General features: G+C 64.8%; 16 protein-coding genes. 9 read left to right on the forward strand and 7 right to left on the reverse strand.

Translation table 11 applies throughout. From position 1 onward, the window contains the following. Positions 1–111: 111 nt before the first annotated feature. The 8 genes from gnd to BLV04_RS15250 all read left to right on the forward strand — a co-directional run bounded on the left by gnd (position 112) and on the right by BLV04_RS15250 (position 10,913). Positions 112–1,131 carry a phosphogluconate dehydrogenase (NAD(+)-dependent, decarboxylating) gene (gnd, locus tag BLV04_RS15215; RefSeq protein WP_093033870.1) on the forward strand — a complete coding sequence of 340 codons (1,020 nt, stop codon included), beginning with the start codon at positions 112–114 and terminating at the stop codon, positions 1,129–1,131. Positions 1,132–1,294: 163 nt separating this feature from the next. After that, positions 1,295–2,785, forward strand: coding sequence for a glucose-6-phosphate dehydrogenase (gene zwf, locus BLV04_RS15220; protein ID WP_093033872.1), 1,491 nt, complete (start codon positions 1,295–1,297; stop codon positions 2,783–2,785). Beyond that, positions 2,772–2,969 (forward strand): CPXCG motif-containing cysteine-rich protein, encoded by a 198-nt coding sequence (locus BLV04_RS15225; RefSeq protein WP_093033875.1) that lies wholly within the window; start codon positions 2,772–2,774, stop codon positions 2,967–2,969. The genes zwf and BLV04_RS15225 overlap by 14 nt, the downstream gene beginning before the upstream one ends. Positions 2,970–3,345: 376 nt before the next feature. Further along, a complete protein-coding gene (locus tag BLV04_RS15230) occupies positions 3,346–4,284 on the forward strand; it encodes an ABC transporter ATP-binding protein (protein ID WP_093033877.1) in 939 nt (312 codons plus the stop codon). Then, complete coding sequence (locus tag BLV04_RS15235) at positions 4,277–7,213, forward strand: Gldg family protein (RefSeq protein ID WP_093033880.1); 2,937 nt, start codon at positions 4,277–4,279, stop codon at positions 7,211–7,213. Before BLV04_RS15230 ends, BLV04_RS15235 begins: the two co-directional genes overlap by 8 nt. Before the next feature lie 223 nt (positions 7,214–7,436). Next, the gene (locus BLV04_RS15240) at positions 7,437–8,492 is read left to right on the forward strand and encodes a DUF4340 domain-containing protein (protein WP_093033883.1); all 1,056 of its coding nucleotides are present in this window, start codon (positions 7,437–7,439) and stop codon (positions 8,490–8,492) included. A 272-nt stretch (positions 8,493–8,764) separates the two neighbouring features. Then, entirely contained in the window at positions 8,765–10,288 is a 1,524-nt protein-coding gene (locus tag BLV04_RS15245) for a fused MFS/spermidine synthase (RefSeq protein WP_093033886.1), read from the forward strand. A gap of 127 nt (positions 10,289–10,415) precedes the next feature. Beyond that, entirely contained in the window at positions 10,416–10,913 is a 498-nt protein-coding gene (locus BLV04_RS15250) for a hypothetical protein (RefSeq protein WP_093033889.1), read from the forward strand. Positions 10,914–10,952: 39 nt separating this feature from the next. On the opposite strand, the gene BLV04_RS15255 is transcribed toward BLV04_RS15250, so the two are convergent. The 6 genes from BLV04_RS15255 to BLV04_RS15280 form a co-directional block, all read right to left on the reverse strand. Beyond that, positions 10,953–12,269, reverse strand: a complete 1,317-nt coding sequence (locus BLV04_RS15255) for a homoserine dehydrogenase (protein ID WP_093033892.1) — start codon at positions 12,267–12,269, stop codon at positions 10,953–10,955. A 59-nt stretch (positions 12,270–12,328) separates the two neighbouring features. Further along, complete coding sequence (alaC, locus tag BLV04_RS15260; RefSeq protein WP_093033895.1) at positions 12,329–13,531, reverse strand: alanine transaminase; 1,203 nt, start codon at positions 13,529–13,531, stop codon at positions 12,329–12,331. A 77-nt stretch (positions 13,532–13,608) separates the two neighbouring features. Then, positions 13,609–14,229, reverse strand: coding sequence for a thioredoxin family protein (locus tag BLV04_RS15265; protein ID WP_093033898.1), 621 nt, complete (start codon positions 14,227–14,229; stop codon positions 13,609–13,611). Between the two features lie 78 nt (positions 14,230–14,307). Further along, the gene (locus tag BLV04_RS15270) at positions 14,308–16,488 is read right to left on the reverse strand and encodes a protein-disulfide reductase DsbD family protein (RefSeq protein ID WP_093033901.1); all 2,181 of its coding nucleotides are present in this window, start codon (positions 16,486–16,488) and stop codon (positions 14,308–14,310) included. Continuing rightward, entirely contained in the window at positions 16,488–16,898 is a 411-nt protein-coding gene (locus BLV04_RS15275) for a hypothetical protein (protein ID WP_093033903.1), read from the reverse strand. The genes BLV04_RS15270 and BLV04_RS15275 overlap by 1 nt, the downstream gene beginning before the upstream one ends. Beyond that, on the reverse strand, positions 16,895–17,407 hold the full coding sequence (locus BLV04_RS15280; RefSeq protein WP_093034013.1) for an MOSC domain-containing protein: 513 nt from the start codon (positions 17,405–17,407) through the stop codon (positions 16,895–16,897). Before BLV04_RS15280 ends, BLV04_RS15275 begins: the two co-directional genes overlap by 4 nt. 199 nt (positions 17,408–17,606) lie before the next feature. Between BLV04_RS15280 and BLV04_RS15285 the strand changes: the two genes are divergently transcribed. Next, positions 17,607–18,488 carry a DUF6279 family lipoprotein gene (locus tag BLV04_RS15285; RefSeq protein WP_093033906.1) on the forward strand — a complete coding sequence of 294 codons (882 nt, stop codon included), beginning with the start codon at positions 17,607–17,609 and terminating at the stop codon, positions 18,486–18,488. Positions 18,489–18,696: 208 nt separating this feature from the next. Here BLV04_RS15285 and BLV04_RS15290 read toward each other — a convergent pair whose 3' ends face one another. Continuing rightward, positions 18,697–21,123, reverse strand: a complete 2,427-nt coding sequence (locus BLV04_RS15290; protein WP_245731909.1) for a penicillin-binding protein 1A — start codon at positions 21,121–21,123, stop codon at positions 18,697–18,699. Positions 21,124–21,509: the final 386 nt, after the last annotated feature.

Here is a 21,509-nt window from a genome sequence, read left to right on the forward strand (position 1 = left end):
ACTCCAACGGCCGTCAAGTCTGCCGGGCCCGATCCCATCCAAAAACATCGCATACCGCGCCGAGCGCGGTTTAATCTCCGACCCTACAGCCGCCAACAGGGGAATCGCCTCATGCAACTCGCAATGATCGGCCTCGGCCGAATGGGCGCCAACATGGTGCTCCGACTCATGCGCGCCGGCCATCGGTGCGTCGTCTATGATCGCGACCCCGCCGCAGTCGCTGCGCTGGTCGCCGAAGGCGCCGTCGGCGCCCGGGACATGGCCGATCTCTGCGCCAAGCTCGAAGCACCGCGCAACGTCTGGATCATGGTCCCGGCGGCCGTCGTGGACCGCGTCATCGACGACTTGAGCCCCCATCTCGCCGCCGGCGACACCATCATCGACGGGGGCAACTCGAACTACCGCGACGACATCGCCCACGCGAAGCGCCTTGCACCGAAGGGGATCCACTTCGTCGACTGCGGGACCAGCGGAGGCGTCTGGGGTCTGGAGCGGGGCTACTGCCTGATGATCGGCGGGGAGGACGAGGCGGTGGAGCGGCTCGATCCCGTCTTCGCCGCCCTCTCGCCCGGCCCGGGCGAGATCGAGCGCACGGCCGGTCGGAACGGCGACTTCAGTCGCTCCGAGCAAGGCTATCTGCACTGCGGCCCCAACGGTGCGGGCCATTTCGTGAAGATGGTCCACAACGGCATCGAGTATGCGCTGATGGCCGCCTACGCGGAGGGCTTCAACATCCTCAAGCACGCGGGGGTCGGACTGAATGAGCACGCGGTGGATGCCGAGACCGCTCCGCTGGCCAATCCCGAGCATTATCAGTATCGCATCGACGTCGGCGAGGTCGCCGAGGTCTGGCGTCGCGGCAGCGTGGTCGCCTCCTGGCTCCTGGATCTGACGGCGACGGCACTGCGCGCGGATCCGCAGCTCGAAGGTTTCGGTGGCCGGGTCTCGGACTCGGGCGAGGGCCGCTGGACCTGCCTTGCGGCGATCGAGACCGGAACCCCCGCGCCCTTGCTCACCACCGCACTCTTCGAGCGCTTCAGCTCGCGCGGCGAGGCGGATTTCGCCAACCAGATCCTCTCGGCGATGCGCTACCAGTTCGGCGGTCATCACGAGAAGCCCGAAAAAAGCTAAACCGCATTCGGTGCTGCACGCCTTGTCCGCGCCCGGGCGCGGCATCGCATCGGTCAACAACCGTCGCCGTCGATGCGGTTTAGCTTGACGAATATCCAGGAGAAATAGCTTGCCCACTCAACGTCTGAGCGCCGAAACGACACCGCCCGCCCCGCCGAACGCCATGATCATCTTCGGTGCCGCGGGCGATCTGACCAAACGCAAGCTGATCCCGGCACTCTTTCATCTGTGCCACGGGAATCTGCTCCCCGACACCTTCGCCGTCGTGGGGCTAGACCGGATGGAGATGGACGACGCGACCTTTCAGTCGATGATGGCCGAGGAGGTCAAACGAAACGTCGGAAGCGCATGGGATGCAGAGACGTGGGCGCGCTTGTGCGAGCGTCTTCACTATATGCAGGGCAACATCACCGACCAAGCCACCTATGTCGAGCTCTGCGAGCGCCTGTCCGGGATCGATGCAGATCGTGGAACAGACGGGAACTATCTCTTCTATCTCGCTGTTCCGCCTTTGCTCTTCGGCGACATCACACGACTCCTCGGTGCCGTCGGTCTAACCGCCGAGAGCGAGAACGATTGGCGTCGCGTCATCATCGAAAAACCCTTCGGCATCGATCTGGACAGCGCCAAGGCGCTCAACCGGATGCTCCACGAGACCCTGGACGAGGACCAGATCTACCGTATCGATCATTACCTGGGCAAGGAGACGGTCCAGAACATCATGGTCTTTCGATTTTCCAACGGTTTCATCGAACCGCTCTGGAATCGTCAACACATCGATCATATCCAGATCACGGTGGCCGAGTCCGTCGGCGTGGAGCATCGCGGCCCCTACTACGACTCGGCCGGCGCCTTGCGCGACATGATCCCGAACCACCTCCTGGTTCTACTCGGCTTTCTCGGGATGGAGCCGCCCAACTCCTTCGACTCTCAAGCGGTCCGCGACGAGATCAACAAGGTTCTGGACGCTGTCCATCCCTTGACCCCCGAGCAGGTCCTCACCAACGCGGTGCGGGGGCAATACGGCGAGGGCGTGATGCCGAACGGCGAGAAGGTGCCCGCCTACCGTTCATCCCCCGGGGTTGACCCCAATTCGCGCACCGAGACCTTCGCCGCACTCAAGCTGACGATGGACAACTGGCGCTGGGCCGGGGTGCCCTTTTACCTGCGCACCGGCAAACGCCTGACCGCGCAATACACGGAGGTCGTCATCCAGTTCAAACGCGCACCCAAGATCATGTTCAAGGACGCCGACACCGCGCAGATGAATCCGGACATGCTGGTGCTGCGCATCCAGCCGAACGAAGGCATCCAGATGAGCTTCGGCGCCAAGATCCCCGGGCCGCGGATGCGTGTGGGCACGGTCAACATGGATTTCTGCTACGCCGACTACTTCGGCAACGCCCCCGCAACAGGTTACGAGACACTCATCTACGACTGCATGAACGGCGACGCCACGCTCTTCAAACACGCCGACACGGTCGAGAAGGGCTGGGAGATCGTCGAATCGGTCCAGGACGTCTGGTCCGCCCTGCCCGCCCGCGACTTCCCCAATTATGCCGCCGGCACCTGGGGCCCGGCCGCCGCGGGGAATCTGCTCAAGAACGACGGGCGGTTGTGGCGGCGGATTACGACTCCCGATGAATCCACTTGAGACCCGCGATGCGCGTTGTCCCTGGTGCGACGCTCCGATCGAGCTGACGATCGACGTCAGCGCCGTTCCCCAGACCTATATCGAAGACTGCCAGGTCTGCTGCGCACCGATCGTCGTCCAAGTCGCCATGGATCCGGACCTGGAAGACGACCTGGTCATCACCCTGGAGCGTGACGGCGATTGACGCCTTGCTCACACAGGACAGGAACTGTATCGAGACCCTTCGAGTTCGTTGTCGTTGTCGTAATCGACGATCGATCCGACAACGACAACGAACGGTCTCGACAGGTCTTGCATCCCGCGCCCGCCTCGGGTGAAATTCGCGCCCGAGCAGCGTCCGAGACCCGACAGACGCTCAACCGCGCCAAGATCCGATAAGCCGAGGTTTTCCCCTCACGGGACCGGCGGTCCAGAATCGCTCGATCCTCGACGCGGTTTACATTCTCAACCATTCAAAGTCCTGAACCGCGTCTGCTCCGACGCGCCCGGAATCGCCGAGCGCCGAACCCGGGTATCGCCGGCGAAAAGCGGCACCGGACACGGTTCAGCAGGGAGACAGCATGATCGAGGTTCGCGAGCTGAGTCGCAGCTACGGCGAGCTCAAAGCGGTGCAAGCGGTGTCGTTCGACATCGGCCGCGGCGAGATCGTCGGGCTGCTCGGCCACAACGGGGCCGGCAAGACCACCATCATGAAGATGATGACCGGTTATCTGGAGCCGAGCAGCGGCTCGATCCGGATCGACGGACTGGACATCGCCGAGCAGCGGCGCGAGGCGCAGCGGCGCATCGGCTATCTGCCCGAGAACTGCCCGCTCTATCCCGAGATGCGTGTGATCGACTACCTGGACTATCAGGCGGCATTGCACGGGATGGCCGGCAACCGCCGTCCCGCGGCCATCCGGCGGGCGATCGAGCGCACGGATCTCGGTCCCAAGGCGACCGCGATCATAGGCACCCTCTCGCGCGGCTATCGCCAACGCGTGGGCGTGGCCCAGGCGATCCTGCACGAGCCCGCCATCCTCATCCTGGACGAGCCGACCAACGGCCTGGACCCGTCGCAGATCCAGCACATGCGCAGCCTGGTCCGCGAGCTGGCGAAGGACGCGACCCTGATCATCTCCACCCATGTCCTCCAAGAGGTCGAGGCGGTGTGCAGCCGGGTGCTCATCATGCGGGGCGGCCAATTGGCTTTGGACAGTGCACTGGACGCCATCGGACGTCCCAAACGCCTGCTCGTCACGCTCGACTGCGCGCCCGATGAGGCGCAGCCGGTGCTCGCCCGGATCGAGGGGGTCACCGACATCGAGGCGTGGGACGGCGATGCGGGGCTGCGGCACTACGCCCTGAGCGCGGCGGATCCGCAGGCGCTCGCACCGCTGGTCGCCAAGGCGCTCGGCGGACAACCCTGGAACCTCTACGGACTCGCGCCCGAGCGGCGCGACCTCGAAGACCTCTTCGGAGCCGTGACCCTGGAGCAGATGGAGGTGGCTCATGTCTGACATCCTGCGCGTCGCACGCCGCGAGCTCGGCGCCTTCTTCGGCTCGCCTGTCGCCTATCTCTTCATCGGCGCCTTCCTGGCGGTCTCGCTCTTCGTCTTCTTCTGGGTCGACGCCTTCTTCGCGCGCAATATCGCCGATGCCCGTCCCCTGTTCGACTGGATGCCCGTGCTGCTGATCTTTCTCTGCGCCGCCTTGACCATGCGGCTCTGGAGCGAAGAGCGACGCGCCGGGACGCTCGAAACACTCATGACCCTGCCGGTGCCGACACTGAATCTGGTCCTCGGCAAGTTTCTCGCGGGTCTCGCCCTGGTCGCGATCGCCTTGGCCCTGACGCTGCCGATCCCAATCACCGTATCGCTCCTGGGTCCGATGGACTGGGGTCCGGTGATCGGTGCCTATCTGGCCACCCTGCTGCTGGCCTCGGCCTACCTGGCGATCGGACTCTTCGTCTCGTCGCGCACCGACAACCCCATCGTCGCCCTGATCGGGACCACCCTGGTCGGCGCGCTCCTCTACCTGATCGGCACCCCGGCGCTGACCAATCTGGTCGGGCACGACGGCGGCGAGCTGCTCCGACTCATCGGCAGCGGCTCGCGCTTCGAGTCCATTACGCGCGGCGTGATCGATCTGCGCGATCTCGTCTACTACCTGAGCATCGTCGGCGCCTTCCTCGCCCTCACCCTCTACAGCCTGGAGCGCTTGCGCTGGGCCGAATCGGACGCCAACCGGCGGCATCATCGACGCTGGACCCTGGTGACCGGACTTGCGGTCGCGAACCTGCTGGCCGCGAACCTCTGGCTCGGCGCGATCGGCAACGCCCGCGTGGATCTCACCGAGGGTCGGGTCTACTCGATCTCGGAGGCCACGCGGACCTATCTCGGCCAGCTACAGGAGCCGCTCCTGATCCGCGGCTATTTCAGCGCGGACACACACCCCTTGTTGGCCCCTTTGGTCCCCCAGATCCGCGATCTGCTGCGCGAATATCAGATCGCCGGCGGCGGCCGGGTCCAGGTCGAGTTCGTCGACCCCGAGCGCTCGCCCGAGCTCGAGCGCGAGGCCGGAGAGCAATACGGGATCCGTCCCGTCGCCTTCCAGACCGCGACCAAGTATCAGGCCTCCGTGGTCAATTCCTATTTCGACATCCTGATCAAGTACGGCGATCAGTTCGAGACGCTCGGCTTTCAGGATCTGATCGACGTGAAGGTCCAGGGCGAGACCGATCTGGACGTGCGCCTGCGCAACCCGGAGTACGACCTCACCCGCGTGATCCGCAAGGCCCTCTACGGTTATCAAGGCGCCGGTGATCTCTTCGCCAATCTGACCGAACCGGTGCGGTTCCGCGGCTTCATCTCGCCGGCCGATCGGCTGCCCGAGCCCTTGCCTGCGCTGCGGGCCGACCTGGAGTCGGTCTTGTCGGAGCTTGCCGCAAAAGGCGGCGAACGTTTCAGCGTCGAGATCCAAGATCCCGCGGCCGGCGACGGCGCACTGGCCAAAACCATTGCCGAGCAGTTCGGCTTCGAGCCGCTGGTGGTCAGTCTGCTCGATCCCACGCCCTTCTATTTCTACATGGTGCTCGAATCCGGCGATCAGGCCGTTCCGGTTCCGCTCCCCGAGTCGCTCGATCGGGCGGGTCTGACACGCGCCATCGAGGCCGGCATCAAGCGGTTCGCGCCGGGCGTCTTGCGGACCATCGCGCTCTACACGCCGCCGTCGACGCCCGGGATGTTCGGCGAGCCGGCCGCTGGACCCGGCTACGGCCTCTTGCAGGAAACCCTGCGCACCGGATTCAATCTGCGTGAGACCGATCTCACATCCGGTCAGGTCGGCGAGGATGCCGATCTGCTCCTGGTGGTCGGACCCGCGGCCCTGGACGAGCGCCAGCAGTTCGCCATAGACCAGTTCCTGATGCAAGGCGGGACCGCCATCCTGGCCGCATCCAGCTTCGATCTGGATCTGGCCGGGGGCTCCATCGCGGCGCGGGCCGCCCCGACCGGGCTGGAAGACTGGCTCGCCCATCAGGGGCTGACACTTGAGCCCAGCCTGGTGCTCGACCCCAAGAACACGCCCTTCCCGATCCCGGTGCAGCGTGATCTGGGTGGCTTTATGGTCGAGGAGATCCAGACGCTCGACTATCCCTATTTCCCGGATGTCCGCAGCGACGGACTCGCGCAGGACTCCGGAATCACCTCGGCCCTCGGCCAGATCACGATGAACTGGTCCTCGCCGATTCAGATCGATGCCGAAAAGAACGCCGATCGGCGTGTGATCGAGCTGATCCGCAGCTCCTCCGGATCCTGGACCAGCGACTCGGAGAACATGCAGCCCGATTTCGAGGCGTACGGCAGCCTCGGTTTCCCGCGCGGCGAGGATCGCGGCAGCCGTGCCCTGGCCGTCGCGGTCGAGGGGCGCTTCGACTCGGCCTTCGCGGGGCGTCCCTCGCCGCTCCTGGACGATGCGTCCGAAGACGACGCATCCGAGGACGGCGGGCCCGACGACACCGACCCGCAGGCGATCGACCCGGAGACGGGCGAACCCGTCGAGGACAAGGCCCCGGTCATCTCGGGCGTCGTGGAGACCTCGCCCGCTTCGGCTCGACTGATCCTGATCGGCTCGTCGACCTTCCTTTCCGACACCGCGATCAGTTTGGCGACCGAAGCGACCCAGAGCCGCTATCTCAAACCGCTGGAGCTGATCCAGAACGCCGTCGACTGGTCGCTGGAGGATCGGGGTCTGCTCACCCTGCGCGGACGCGGTCAGTTCAACCGACTGCTCGAGCCGGTGGGCCGCGAGGGACGCATCTTCTGGGAGACCCTGAACTATGTCCTGGCGCTTGCCGGTCTGGCTTTGGTGTATTGGCTGTACCGACGCGCGAGGGCGCGGCGCGAGCGGGCCGACGAGGCGATTCTGGGCGATCTTCCGCGTGCTTGATCCAAGGTTAAACCGCGTCCAGAGCGAAATGCTGACTTTCGAGTCAATTCGACGTTTGGTGCATCGACAGCCCTTAGCAGGGACGCGGTTTAAAATAGTAAAATTTTTAATATCTTAAACCGCGCCAACTCCGGCGGTCGTCAAGTCTGCCGGGGCCGTTCCCATCCAAAAACATCGCATACCGCGCCGGGCGCGGTTTAAGTTTAAGACGAGAATAACCGACATGACTGTTCAATCCGACACCGGCTGGCGCCCGGACCTGCGCGCACCGATCGTAATGGGGCTGGCCGGGTTGCTGGTCCTGCAGATCCTGCTCGCTCTTGGCCTGAATCTCGGCGGCGGTCGCACACTCGTACCAAGCGGCGCCGATACGCCTCTGCTCGGTATCGCGCCCGATCAGGTCCAGGGCCTTCGCATCGATAGCGGAGACGGGACCGAGTCCGTGACCCTCGCGCGCCGCGGGGACACCTGGATTGTGGCGGACCTGGCCGACCTGCCGGTTCAGGGCTCCAAGGTCGAGCAGTTCCTCGGCGAGCTCGCCGCGCTGAAGCGCCCCCTACCGATCGCCACCAGCGAAGAGGCCCAGGAGCGCTTCAAGGTCGCCGACGACACCTTCGAGCGGCGCCTGACGCTCGAAGGAGAAACGGGACCGATCGCCGGGCTTCTGATCGGCGACTCTCCCGGCTTCAAGCGTGTCTTCGCGGGTATTCCGGGGGAGCCGGGCGTCTACGAGCTGAGGCTGGCCTTGTCCGATGTCTCCGCACGACGGGACGACTGGATCGACGTGGGACTCCTGCGCTTGGAGGGCGAGCAGATCAACCGCATCGCCACGAGCGATTGGATCCTGAACAAGGACCAGACGGGTGTCTGGACGCTCGCCGACAGCGATCGGCCCGTCGACGAAGAGACGGTCTCGGCCCTGATGCTGCGTATCGCCAATCTGGGTTACCGCGGCGTACTCGGTATCGCGGATGACCCGGCCTACAATCAGCAGGATCCGCTGATCGAGCTCCAGATCGGACTGACCGACGGCTCGAAGCGGCGCTATCGGATCTCACGAGCCAAGGACAGCGAGGACTATGTCCTCAAAGACCCCGAACGGCCCTGGTATTTCAAGCTCTCCGAATTCGACCTGGGAGAGCTGCTCGATATCGAGAGCGCGGATCTTCTTGCGGCCAACGACGCGGCCGATCCATCCGCGGGCGTCGAGCCCTCGAGCCCGTCGGAGATACTGCCGATGCCGGAGGAAATCAGCGAGGAGCCGCCAGCCGTGGAATGAGATATGGCGAACTCGCGTCCGACTGTCTCGACAGCACCGTTAGGAGCGGTCCAAAAGCAAGTAAAACAACTCGACGAGAGAATACCTTTGCCACGGTCGTCGTTGTCGTTGTCGTAATCGACAACGACAACGACAACGATTAGATTCGGTGCTCAGCTTATTTCTGAAACGTCACCTGAGATCCGACAGGCCAATACCGCGGGCGGTCCTCTGGTCGGCGCTCCGGCCCTTCGTTATCCTTGCGGACCGATCGTCCACTCCCGGAGTCCATCGTGTCCGACCGTCTGCGCATCACCTGGTACGGCGTCACCATCTTTCTCAGCTCGGCCTTCCTTCTGGTCCTGGAGATCCTCGCGGGCCGGCTGATCGCGCCGTATGTCGGGGTGTCGCTCTACACCTGGACCGCCATCATCGGCGTCATCCTTGCCGGATTGTCGCTCGGCAATTGGCTCGGCGGGATCTGGGCCGACCGCGGCGGCAACGAGCTGGCGGCCGGAATCACGCTGGCCCTGGCCGGGCTCTTCAGTCTCGGCATCCTCTTCCTCTTGACGCTGGTCGCGCCGCTCATCGAGGCGCGCGAGATGACCCTGCTGGGTGCGAGCTTCTTCTACGTCTTGACGCTCTTCTTCATGCCGGCCGTGCTGCTCGGCGTCGTGACGCCACTTCTGACGACCTTGGCACTGGGGCTGGATCGACGCACCGGCCATATCGTGGGGCGCATGCATGCGCTGGCGGCGCTGGGCAGTATCCTGGGCACCTTTGTCACGGGCTATGTGCTGATCCAGTATCTGGGAACGCGCGGCATCATCATCGGCACCGCGATCGGGCTTTTTCTGCTGGCACTGCCCTTTTTCAAAGGGCGCTCGCGTGCAGCGCCCATCGCCGTGCTTGTCGCGGCGGTCGGTCTGATCCTGGTGACGGATGCGCGCAACGGCTTCTCCAATCCGTGCGATCGCGAGAGCAACTACTTCTGCATCCGGGTCGTCGATGACTCCGAACGCGCGCCCTTCGGCGTCGCGCGCAGCCTGGTACTGGACCATCTGGTCCACGGCACCAATCACGACAGCGAGCCCGGCATGCTGATCTCGCCTTACGTGCAGTTGATGGACGAGCTCGCACTCGAGCATTTCGGAGAAGAGAAGGCCGAGACGCTACGCTGGTTCTTCGCGGGCGGCGGTGCCTACACCCTGCCACGCTCGGTCCGCTCGCGGACCCCGAACGCGACCGTCGCCGTCGCCGAGCTGGACCCGCTGGTCACCCGCACGGCCGAAGAGGGGCTATTCCTCGACACCGCGGGGATGCGGGTCGTCCATGCGGACGCGCGGACCGTCCTCACCCGCGAGCCATCCGAGCACTACGACGTGATCGTCTCCGATGCCTTCCACGACATCTCCATCCCCTATCACCTCGTCACCAGTGAGTACGCGGAGCTTGTAAGGTCACGCCTGGCTCCGGACGGGATCTACCTGCTCAACGTCCTGGACGCCTTTCCGGATCCGCGCCTGGTCAAGAGCATGATGAAGACCTTGTCCGAGTCGTTCGAGCACGTCCATGTCTGGATGGATATGGTCCCGCCCGAAGCGGAGCGCATGACCTTCGTCATCTCCGCGAGCGATGCCCGCGAGCCGCCCGAGACGCTCGTCGCCCGGCGTGGTTTCGATCATCGCTGGCTGCGCGTCACCGAGCCCATGATGCAGACTGGAACCGCCTTCGACGCTCTGCCGCTCTTGACCGACGACTATGTCCCCGTCGAGCGGTTGGTCTCGGAGTTCTATTTCGAGGATCTGGGGCGGTGAACATGGACACGGCGGCGCGGTCGAACGGAGGCTGGAGATACAGGTCGGCTCGGCGTCGGACCGACACCGCGAGCAAGGTGGTTTAAACTAGGACGCATCTCCGAACGGAGCACGACTGGAGGGACGCATGGCCCTGGCACGGGAAGACATCGAGTTCATCAAGGCCCATCTCGGCGAATGGCTGGCCGAGCAGTCATTCGCCAAGCCGCCGGCTGTCTACGAGATCGAGCTGCGCGAGCGCATGGTGCGGGTCGAGGAGGAGCTCAGGCACCAGCGCGAGTTGATCCAAACCATTCTGGTGCAGATGGACAAGCGCTTCGACGCGGTGGAGAAGCGTTTCGAGCAGATGCAGCTGAATATGGACAAACGCTTCGAGGCCGTTGATAAACGCTTCGAGCAAATGCAGCTGAACATGGATCAGCGCTTCGAGGCCGTCGACAAACGCTTCGCTCAAATGCAGCTGAACATGGATCAGCGCTTCGATGCCGTCGACAAACGCTTCGAAGCCATGGATAAACGCTTCGAAGAGCTGACACGGCGGCTCGACCGCTTCATGTTCTGGTCTCTCGGTCTGACGATCAGCGTCGGCGCACTGGTGGTAGCCGCCATTCGACTGTGGCCTTGATCCAGGCTGGCGCGGGGTTCCGACCGCCGAACCCCGACCTCAGCCCGACAAGGTCTCCATCCGAATCCGCGTGACCTCGCCCTGCACCGAATCCAACGCCTCGATTCGGGCGATTGCCTCGTTCATCTGACGCTCGATCACACGATGGGTGAGCATGACCAGCGGCACGTGCGTCTGGCCTTCCTCCGGCTCCTTCTGCTTGATCGCCTCGATGCTGATGCCCTGCTCGCCCAGGATGCTCGCGATCCGGGCCATGACGCCGGGCTGATCGAGTGCCGCAAGACGCAGATAATAGGCGGTCTGCACCGCCTCCATCGGCATCACCGGGGTGTCGGCCAACTCGTCGGGTTGGAACGCGAGATGCGGGACCCGGTTGTTGGGATCCGTGGTCAAGGCGCGCGTCACATCCACCAGGTCCGCGACCACCGCCGAGGCTGTCGGCAGCGCGCCCGCGCCGGCGCCGTAATAAAGCGTCGGTCCGACTGCATCGCCCTTGACCAGCACCGCATTCATCACGCCGTCGACATTCGCAATCAAGCGGCGCTCCGGGATGAGCGTCGGGTGCACCCGCAACTCGATACCGTCCTCGCTGCGACGCGTTATCCCGAGGTGTTTGATCCGGTAGCCCAGCTCCGCGGCGTAGGCCACGTCCAACGCACCGACCTTCGAGATGCCCTCGGTGAAGCACCGCTCGAACTGAAGCGGAACACCGAAGGCCAGCGAGCTCAAAATCGTCAGCTTGTGCGCGGCATCGATGCCTTCGACGTCGAAGGTCGGATCCGCCTCCGCGTAGCCCAACGCCTGGGCCTCGGCGAGGACATCGGCGAAATCGCGACCCTTGTCGCGCATCTCGGTCAGGATGAAGTTGCCGGTCCCGTTGATGATGCCGGCGATCCATTCGATATGGTTTGCCGCCAAGCCTTCGCGCAGGGCCTTGATGATGGGAATCCCGCCGGCGACGGCCGCCTCGAAGCCCACCATGACGCCGCGCTCGCGCGCCGCAGCGAAGATCTCGTTGCCGTGCCGCGCGATCAGCGCCTTGTTGGCCGTGACCACGTGCTTGCCGTTCTCGATCGCCCTGAGCACCAGCTCAAGCGCAGGCGAGTAGCCCCCGATCAGCTCGACGACGATTTGGACCTCGGGATCTTCGACCACGGCGAAGGCGTCCGAGCCGATCCGCCCGATCGCCTCCAGACCTTGAATGCGCTCCGGATCATAGTCCCGTGCCGCTGCATGCGAGATCTCGATCCCGCGACCGGCGCGACGCGCGATCTCCGCGGCGTTGCGCGACAAGACCGTCACGGTGCCGCCGCCGACCGTCCCCAAGCCCAGAAGTCCGACCTTCACCGGTTCCATTCATGCACCCCTTATTCGCAAATCGGTTCGCCGACGCGTGCGTCAACCTGTTCGAAAGCTCAGCTCCCGGCGCGCGACTCGCGACGGAACATCTCTTTGATCCCGCGGATCGCCTGGCGGGTGCGATGCTCGTTCTCGATCAGCCCGAAACGCACGTGACCGTCGCCGTATTCGCCGAAGCCGATGCCGGGCGAGACCGCGACCTTGGCCTCCTGCAGGAGCTTCTTGGAAAACTCGAGCGAGCCGAGCGCGCGGTAGGGCTCGGGAATCGGCGCCCAGGCGAACATGGTCGCCTTCGGCGGCTCGATCGGCCAGCCCGCGGCGTTCAGTCCGCTGCACAGAACATCGCGCCGACTCTCGTAGGTGTCGCTGATCTCGCGCACGCACTCCTGCGGCCCCTCCAGCGCAGCGATGGCCGCAACCTGGATCGGCGTGAAGGTCCCGTAGTCGAGATAGGACTTGATACGCGCGAGTGCGGCGACCAGGGTCCGGTTGCCGCACATGAAGCCCACGCGCCAACCCGGCATGTTGTAGCTCTTGGACATCGAGAAGAACTCGACGGCGATATCCTTCGCCCCGGGGATCTGCAGGATCGAGGGGGCACGATAGCCGTCGAAGACGATGTCGGCATAGGCGATGTCGTGGACCACCCAGATCCCGTGCTCGGAGGCGATGTCGATGACCTTCTGAAAGAAATCCAGCTCCACGCATTGCGTGGTCGGGTTACCCGGAAAATTCAGCACCAGCATCTTGGGCTTCGGCCAAGAGTCCTGGATGGCGCGTTGCAGCTCCTCGAAGAAGTCCACGTCCGGGGTGAGGCGCACATGGCGCACGTCCGCGCCGGCGATGATGAATCCGTAGGGATGGATCGGGTAGGCCGGATTCGGCACCAAGACCGAGTCCCCGGCCCCCATGGTGGCGAGCGCCAGATGGGCGAGTCCTTCCTTCGAGCCGATGGTCACGATCGCCTCGCTGTCCGGATCCAGATGGACATCGAAGCGATCGCGATACCAATGACAGATGGCGCGGCGCAGTCGCGGGATCCCGCGCGAGACCGAGTAGCGATGCGTGTCCTTGCGGACGGACGCCTCGACCAGCTTGTCGACGATGTGCTGCGGGGTCGGCTGGTCGGGATTCCCCATCCCGAAGTCGATGATGTCCTCGCCCCGGGCTCGCGCTTCGGCCTTCAACTCGTTGACGATGTTGAAGACATAGGGCGGCAACCGCTTGATGCGGTGGAAATCGGGCTCGGGGGCGACCACTGGACAACCTCTTGACGCTGGGAGTGGGGAAAACGCTGAAGTCTACAGTCCCGACCGCCAGATTCAAAGCAGACGAATCAGTACTTCACCGAGCACCCGTAGGGCCGAGTCACCGGTGTGGCGACCGGATTGCCGGCAGCCAGATCGGCCATGGCGAGACGCACATAGTTGCTCGCGCCCGCGATGTCGGCCTGATCGGTCGTCGGCTTATCGTCGATGCCGCCCATGTACACCAGTGTACCTTCCGGATCGATGACGTACATGTGCGGCGTGGTCTTGGCATCGTAAGCGCGCCCCATGTCCCCGGAGGTGTCGAGTAGGACCGCGGTCGGCGCAGCGCCTCGATCGTCGGTGAGATCATCGGCCTGCGCCGGACTCACATGCCCCTGCTTGCCCGAGGCCGAGGAGATGACCGACAGCCAGACATAACCGGCTGCGGTCGCCTCCTTCTGCAGGGCCTGCATGTTGTCCGAGGCGTAGTGTTTGACCACGTACGGGCAGTCGTGATTCGTCCATTCCAGGATGACCTTTTTGCCCGCGAGACCGCCGAGGCTCCAGGTCTCGCCCGCGGTGTCCACGACGCTGAAATCCGGAGCCGGAGCTCCGACCTTGGGGGCCGCGACGGCGACGCCGAAGCTCAGCGTCGCGGCCAAGGCGACAGCGCCCACGACAAAGGTCTTTGGAAAAGCATGCTTCATGGTTTTCTCCTTCTCTCTGGTGGGTGATCGGTCATGCGTATGCTCGGGGCCATGCAGACGCGACGTCTCGGGCTCGACTCATCCATCGCGCCCCGACGACCCCGACGTCGAAGAGCGGATCGCGCTCAGCACCATGTCCCGGGTCAGGATCTGCGGCAGGACCTGCGGCTCCCCGTCGGGCGGATAGAAGACATAGAGCGGGACGCCGTTGCGCCCGTGATCGGCGAGATAGGCGGTAATTGCAGGGTCGCGATTGGTCCAATCGCCCTTGAGATACAGCACCCCGGCATCCGAGAAGCTCCGCGCAAGGTCCGCCGTGCTCAAGGCGACGCGCTCGTTGACCAGACAGGTGATGCACCAAGCGGCCGTCATGTTGACGAAGACAGGTCGGCGCTCGTCACGCGCCGCGGCGAGACGCTCCGGCGAATAGGGCTCGCTCGCGAGTCCGCTCGCGGACTGCTCGCCCTCGGACAGCGTAGGCGCCGCGAGCCGATCGGTCGCCACCCCGAGATAAAGGGCACCGACGAGCGCCGCCGAGGTCGCGGCGAGAACCCAGCGGCGCCGTGCCGAGTGCAGGCCGCGCGTGCGCTCGCGCAGCCAGAGCCCGAAGGCCAACAAGACCAGACCGCCGAGGACCAGCGCGACCCCGGCCGATCCGGTCTGCACGCTCAGGACCCAGACCAACCAGGCCGCAGCCGCGAACATCGGAAAGGCGAGCGCCTGCTTGAGGGTCTCCATCCAGGCCCCCGGCTTCGGCAGCAAACGAGCCAACCGCGGGACCAGAGACAAAAGCAGGAAGGGCAGCGCCAAGCCGAACCCCAGGGTGAGCATGATCGCCAACGCGAGCGGCCAGCTCAGGGTGACGGCATAGCCCAAGGCGGCGCCCATGAAGGGCGCGGTGCAGGGTGCGGCGACCAAGGCCGCGAGGGCGCCGGTTCCGAAGGCGCCCGCGGTGCCCGATCCCGTTCGGGCGCCACCCAGGCTCATCAGCCGGGAACCGATCGTGACCGCGCCCGCGAGGCTCAGACCGATCACGAAAAAGACGTAGGCCATGAAAACGACGAAGGGCGGATACTGGAGCTGAAAACCCCAGCCGACGGCCGCCCCGCCGGCACGCAAGGCCAACAAGAGCATCGCGAGCACCGCAAAGAACAGGAGCACCCCCGCCGTATAGGCCAGGCCGTGGAGGACACGCTCGCGCGCCGCCTCCGGACCTTGCCCGGATAGGCCATTGATCAGACTCAACGCCTTCATCGCCAGGATCGGGAAGACGCACGGCATCAGGTTCAAGATCAGGCCGCCGAGCAGGGCAAAGAGGAAGGCCAGCGGCAGCTCGATCGGGCCATCCGGAGCCATGGCGCCGGGGAGCGGCCCGCGCACGGCCGCGACCTCGTAGGAGCGCACCTCACCGCCCGCGTCCGCGATCACGAGCAGCCCCTCCGGCGAGGCTTCGTCCGACATCGCACCGGGCGACAGATCGATCCGCAGTAGGCCGTCGGCCAATCGCCAGGGTTGCTCCGCCGCGTGCTCGATCAGGCCCCATTCGCCGGCAAAGAACCAGGCCCCGTCGATCTCCTCCGGCAGCCCATCCGAGGGGATGACGAGACCGAGCAACGCGTCCGTGACGCCAAGCACGGCACCCTCGATCCGCCCGTCCGGCAACCCCGCGCGGGCGGCGGCAAAGACGTCCGCCTGCAACGGATCGATCGGGCCCGGTCCGACCGCGGCTCCGGTCGGGAGCGTCAGATCGAAGCGGCCCGATTCAGGTATGCATTCCTCCTCGCACACCAGCCAGTCGACATCCGCGCGGATGTGCACAGGCTCGCCGATCGGCCATTCCGCCGGCACGGAGAGTGCGACCAGATGAACGGCCCGCTCGGAGTATCCGTAATTGGCCAACGGCCCGACCGGGATCACCTCGGGTCTCGGCCAGCGCAGCGGACCGGCTTCGACACCCTCCGGCAGGGACCAGTGGATGCGCGGCGGATCGCCGGAGTCGCCCGGATTGCGCCAGTAGGTGTGCCAGCCCGGTCGGATCTCGAACACCAGGGCCAGGTCGAGCGTGTCGCCCGGCGCAACCTCCATCCGCTCCGCGACCAAGCGGGCCGTCACGTTCTCGGTGGTGACCGGGTTGGCAGGGACCAATCCCGGCCAGAAAAGCGATAGGCCGAGGAGGACGATGCCCGTTTGAAAAGAACCGCGACACGCCGATCGGCGCTGAAGGATGCTCGCAGGCGTCTCGGTGGACTGCAGCATCATCACCGGCGTCGCCCCGCTCGCCGCTCGAGTTTGAAAGTGGTCATATCCTCTCCCAACGCCGCGTAGGGAATGCGATCGGCCCCGCCGAAGTTCGCCACCGCGCGTGTTACGAGGTCGCCGATATCGGCCACGCGTCCATCCGCGTCGGACTCCCCGAGCAAACGTCGCAGACCGATCAGCCCGCCGGACTGGATCTTCACCAGCAGGCTGTGGGGCATCTGTGTCGGATCGTCCTCGACGTCGGAGGCCGCCAGCGCGCACGCCTTCAGACTGGCGAAGACCTGCTCGCAGGAGGCATGCGCGGCCTCGGACAGGCAGTCGAACTCCGAGCCACCTCGGCGGACGACCTCTTGTGCATGCCGGCAGGCCGCCGTTGTCTTGATCAGTGGAGCGGCGAAGGGGCACTTCATCGCGGAAAAGTCTCCTCTGGATCGATCTCGGCAAGAGCGGGCACGACGGCATCGTCGAGCCGGATGATTCCGCCCGTGACCACCCGGGCGTTCAGGCCAGCGTGACCACGCATGACGTTGTAACCGCCGGGACCTAGTGTTTCCTCCATGCGCGAGCAAGGCGGGCATGGACCCGTTCCTTCGAGCACCGCCGTCCCGATGCGAAACCGATGGCCTTTCAGCGCCAAGAGGTTGACACCGGAGACGACCAGATTACGCCGCAGCAACGCAGGATCGACCGGATCCCGGCGCAAGAGCGCGCCCAAGACCGCGAGGTGCTCGGCCTGCACGAGTGTCACGCCGCGCGAGCCCGATCGGCCGGCATAATGATCGCCTTCCAGGCCGCCCCCGACCAACGCCGTCACCTCGGTGCAGGGGATCACATCCGCCCGTCGCGCCGGCCGTCGGCCGATCCACACCACCTCGCCCGGATGCGGAAATCGGCCAAGCAGATCCGAAAGAGAATCCATACGATGCGCCTGCGGCTTGAAACTCATGTGTCGAGCCAAGATCGGGGCAGCGAGGATCAGGACAAGACGTTCGGCTGGCCCGTGGGATCCATTCGACCTCGATGCCGTCGAACCAGGGACAGCACATGCGCCGACTGGTAAGGTTCAGGTTCGCGCTTCCTTCAAGACGACGATTAACTCCCAACAGACGACACTCGTTATGCCCCGAATCTCTCTCCCGATCCGCCTCGCCGCGGCCATCCTCGCGACCGCACTGACGCTTGCGGGATGCAGCCGTGTCGGCATCGCCTACAACACCGGCGATTTCCTCGTGACCGCCTACGCCAAGGACTACCTTGACCTGGAGCAAAGCCAGCTCGAGCGCTGGAACCCCCTTCTCGACGCCGAGCTGACGCGCCATCGCAGCGAGGAGCTGCCCTATCTGGCGGCCTACTTCGATCAAATCCTCGCGGCAAGCGAGGCGGGTTTCGACGCAGACAACATGGACTGCCTGACCGAATCCTTTCGAGACCTCTACCGGCGCCAAGCCAGCTTTGCCGTAACCCTCGCCGCACCGCTTCTGGCCGAGCTCACGCCGGCGCAGATCGAGCGCCTCGACCAGCGCTTCCGCAAAGAAGCCGCAGAGGATCGCGCCGAGATTGCCGGGCGCAGCAGCACCCGCGAGAAAGAGAAACGCGCCCGGCGCTACATCAAATCCATCGAGGACTGGACCGGTCCGCTGAGCGTGGAGCAACAAGCGATCGTCGCGGACGTGACCGGTCGCATGCCCGACACCCAGGCAAGCCTGGTCGAGTATCGCACCGGCAAACGAGAGCGCTTGATGGCGCTGATTCGGGCCAAGGCACCCGAGCCCGAGATCAAGCGCTTCCTGACGACCTGGCTCGTCGACTTCGAGGATCTGCCGCCGGATCTCGAACAAGGAGGCCAACTGCTGGGCGAGCGGATCGGCGAGCTCTTTGTCGGCCTCGGCAAGACGCTGGACACGACGCAGCGCAACCGCTTGAACAAGCGCTTACGCAGCATTCGGGATGATTTCATGAAGCTGCAGAAGCAACCGAGGATGGCGCAGATGACCTGTTGAACCAGCATTGAACCGCGTCAGGTGGGACATGCTTGGATCGCATGAGCTTTCGGGCATTATCGGATCCAACAATCTCGGCGGTCGACGCAGTTCAAGAATTTCAAAATCTTAAAAATTTCTAAACCGCGTCCGGCACGACCCTCATTGGGTTCCGCACCCGCCCGTCAAACAGCCGAGCGCCCCCTAGCACTCGGGACGCGGTTTCGGTTTAGAAGAGGTCGTCCATTACCCTAGGCGCGGATCGGCGCACGGAGGTATCGGCCTTTCTAGTCGGACCCGCGATCCTGACCGGCTCGGGGCCGAGCAGGGCATTGCTGAATTCCTCGTTCACCATCTCCAAAAGACCGCTCTTGGCCTTGGTCTCGGTCCCGCGGGTCGGGTCGACGCGCACCTGCACCATGCCGGGAGGTGGATCGAGCTGCGCGATCGGGAGATCCTCGAGTGCCGTGCCCATGAAGTCGACCCACATGCCCAACGCGGCTCGACCGCCCTCTTCGCCCCGGCCCAGCTTCTCGAAGTCGTCGAAGCCCATCCAGGCGATGGTGACGAAGTCGGCCTGGTAGCCGGCAAACCAAGAGTCGCGCACATCGTTCGTCGTGCCCGTCTTGCCGACGATGTCTTCGCGATTCAATTGCTTAGCGCGTGTTCCGGTGCCGGCCTCGACAACCTCGCGCAGCAACGAGGTGATCTGATACGCGATCCGCGGGTCGATCACCTGCGGGGCCGCCGCGCCCGCTTGTGTGCCCTGCACCCGTGCCGAGTCATCGCCGTAGCGGTACCAACAGTCCGAGCAGGAGCGCGGTGCGTGCGACTCGAACAGGACCTGCCCGTCGCCGCTCTCGATCCGTTGAATGAAATAGGGCGTCACATGGAAGCCGCCGTTGGCGAAAACGGCATAACCTTCGGCCAGCTTCATCGGCGACATCTCGCCGGTTCCCAGCGCCATGGACAGGCCCAAGGGCATGGCATCCAGATCGAACCCGAATGCCCGGATGTAGTTTTGAGCGTCCTCCAAACCGACGCTCTGCAGCAGATTGATGGCGGCCAGATTGCGCGAGAGCGCCAAGGCACGCCGCATCCGAATCGGCCCCATCTCCTTGCGATCGGAATTGCGCGGGTTCCAATCCTGCGTGCCGGTCAGCTTCACCGCCTCGTCCTTGATCAGACTCGCCGGCGTCCAGCCCTCGTGAAGCGCCGCGGCGAAGATGAAGGGCTTGAAGCTCGAGCCCGGCTGACGGCGCATGTCGACCGCCCGGTTGAACTTGCTCGCGTTGAACGAATAGCCACCGACCAAGGCACGAACAGCGCCGTCCTGGGGTGCGATCGAGACCAACGCCCCCGCGACACTCGGCATCTGCCCGAGCTCCCAAGACACCCCGTCGCCCTGCCCTGGCCCGTCATTCCCTGACCCGTCATACCCTGGACCGTCGTGTTGGAGTCGAACGAGATCGCCGACCGCGAGGACATCCGTCACCCGTCTCGGCCGGGGACCGCGCCAATTCGCGTTGCGGAACTCCTGCGCCCAGGCGACCTGTTTGAGGCCCAGCTCGACGCGACGCCCGGAGCCGATATAGACCTCCGCCTCGCCGCCGGAGGCGCGCGTGACCAACCCGGGCGTCAGGTCAGGAATCGACGTGACGGTCTCCAGATAGGCGTCCATGTCTGCCTCCGTCGCGCCGTCGAGGTCGATCTTGGCCTCGGCGCCGCGGTAGCCGTGGCGTCGGTCGTATTCGCGCAACGCCCGGCGCACCGCCCCCTGCGCAGTGGTCTGCAGCCGCGCATCGATCGTGGTGGTCACCCGATAGCCTTGGCTGAGGGCGGCCTCGCCGTAATGCTCGACGATGGTTTGGCGGGTCATCTCGGCCACGTAACCCGCATCGAGATCCGGCTGACGGCGATGCAGTCGGGCCATATCGGGCGTCAAGACCGCGATCTCGTATTCCTCCCGGTCGATCTGACCGAGCTCGAGCATGCGCGAGAGGATGTAGTTGCGTCGCTCGAGCGCTCGCTCGGGATTGGTGACCGGGTTGTTGCTGGAGGGCGCCTTCGGGATGCCGGCCAACATCGCCGCCTCGGCAGGGGTAAGCTGGTCGAGCTCTTTGTTGTAATAAAGCGCGGCCGCAGCCGAAATCCCGTAGGCACGGTGGCCGAAAAAGATCTGGTTCAGATACAGATCGAGGATCTGATCCTTCGTCAGCGTCCGCTCGACCTGAAGCGTGAGCAAGACCTCCGCAAGCTTGCGCTGGAAGGTCTTTTCCGAGCTGAGCAGGAAGTTGCGGGTCACCTGCATGGTGATGGTGCTGCCGCCCTGGGTCTTTGTGCCGGTCGAGGCGAAGCTCAGCAAGGCGCGCCCGATGCCGACCGCATCCACCCCGCCGTGCTCGAAGAATCGTGCGTCCTCGGTCGCGAGAAAGGCGTTGACCACCAGGGGCGGGATGTCGTCGTAGGCCACCGGACGGCGGCGCTCGATTCCGAACTCGGCGATCAGGCCGCCGTCGCTGCTGAAGACCCGCAGCGGTTCTTCGAACTGGACCTGACGCAGACTCTCCACACTCGGAAGCTCCGGGGCATGGATCGAAACGAACACACCCGCTCCGAGCAAACCCAATGCGAGCAGTTGCAGGGGCGCGCCCAAGACGCTGAGAAATCCAAAAAACCAACCGAAAACGGAGCGGCTTCGCCGTGAAGCCCGCCGGCCGCTGCGATGTTTGGACCGTGCGACGCGCGCCGAGGGCTTCCCGGGTATCGGACGCGGAGGGGGCGGGTCTGCGCCCGCGTCCGGCTCAAAGCCAAGACCGAAGCCGAAGCCAGGCCCGAAACGGGAACGGCCCCCTTCGTGCTCCGTCGAGAGATTCTCGGGCGGCACACCGGCGTCGGATCCCGGCGTTGAGCTATCGGACTTTCGGTTCAAATGCCCCTCCGCCCGCCTCGCCCGGTCGACGCGGATGTCTCCCGGATGCAGCAAGTCTCGTCATCATTTTTGTCGGCTACGATTGTACACTAGGGCACTCTGAGCCCGCC

Origin of the sequence: Thiocapsa roseopersicina, assembly GCF_900106925.1 — a bacterium.
In the GTDB taxonomy this organism is placed as follows: domain Bacteria; phylum Pseudomonadota; class Gammaproteobacteria; order Chromatiales; family Chromatiaceae; genus Thiocapsa; species Thiocapsa roseopersicina.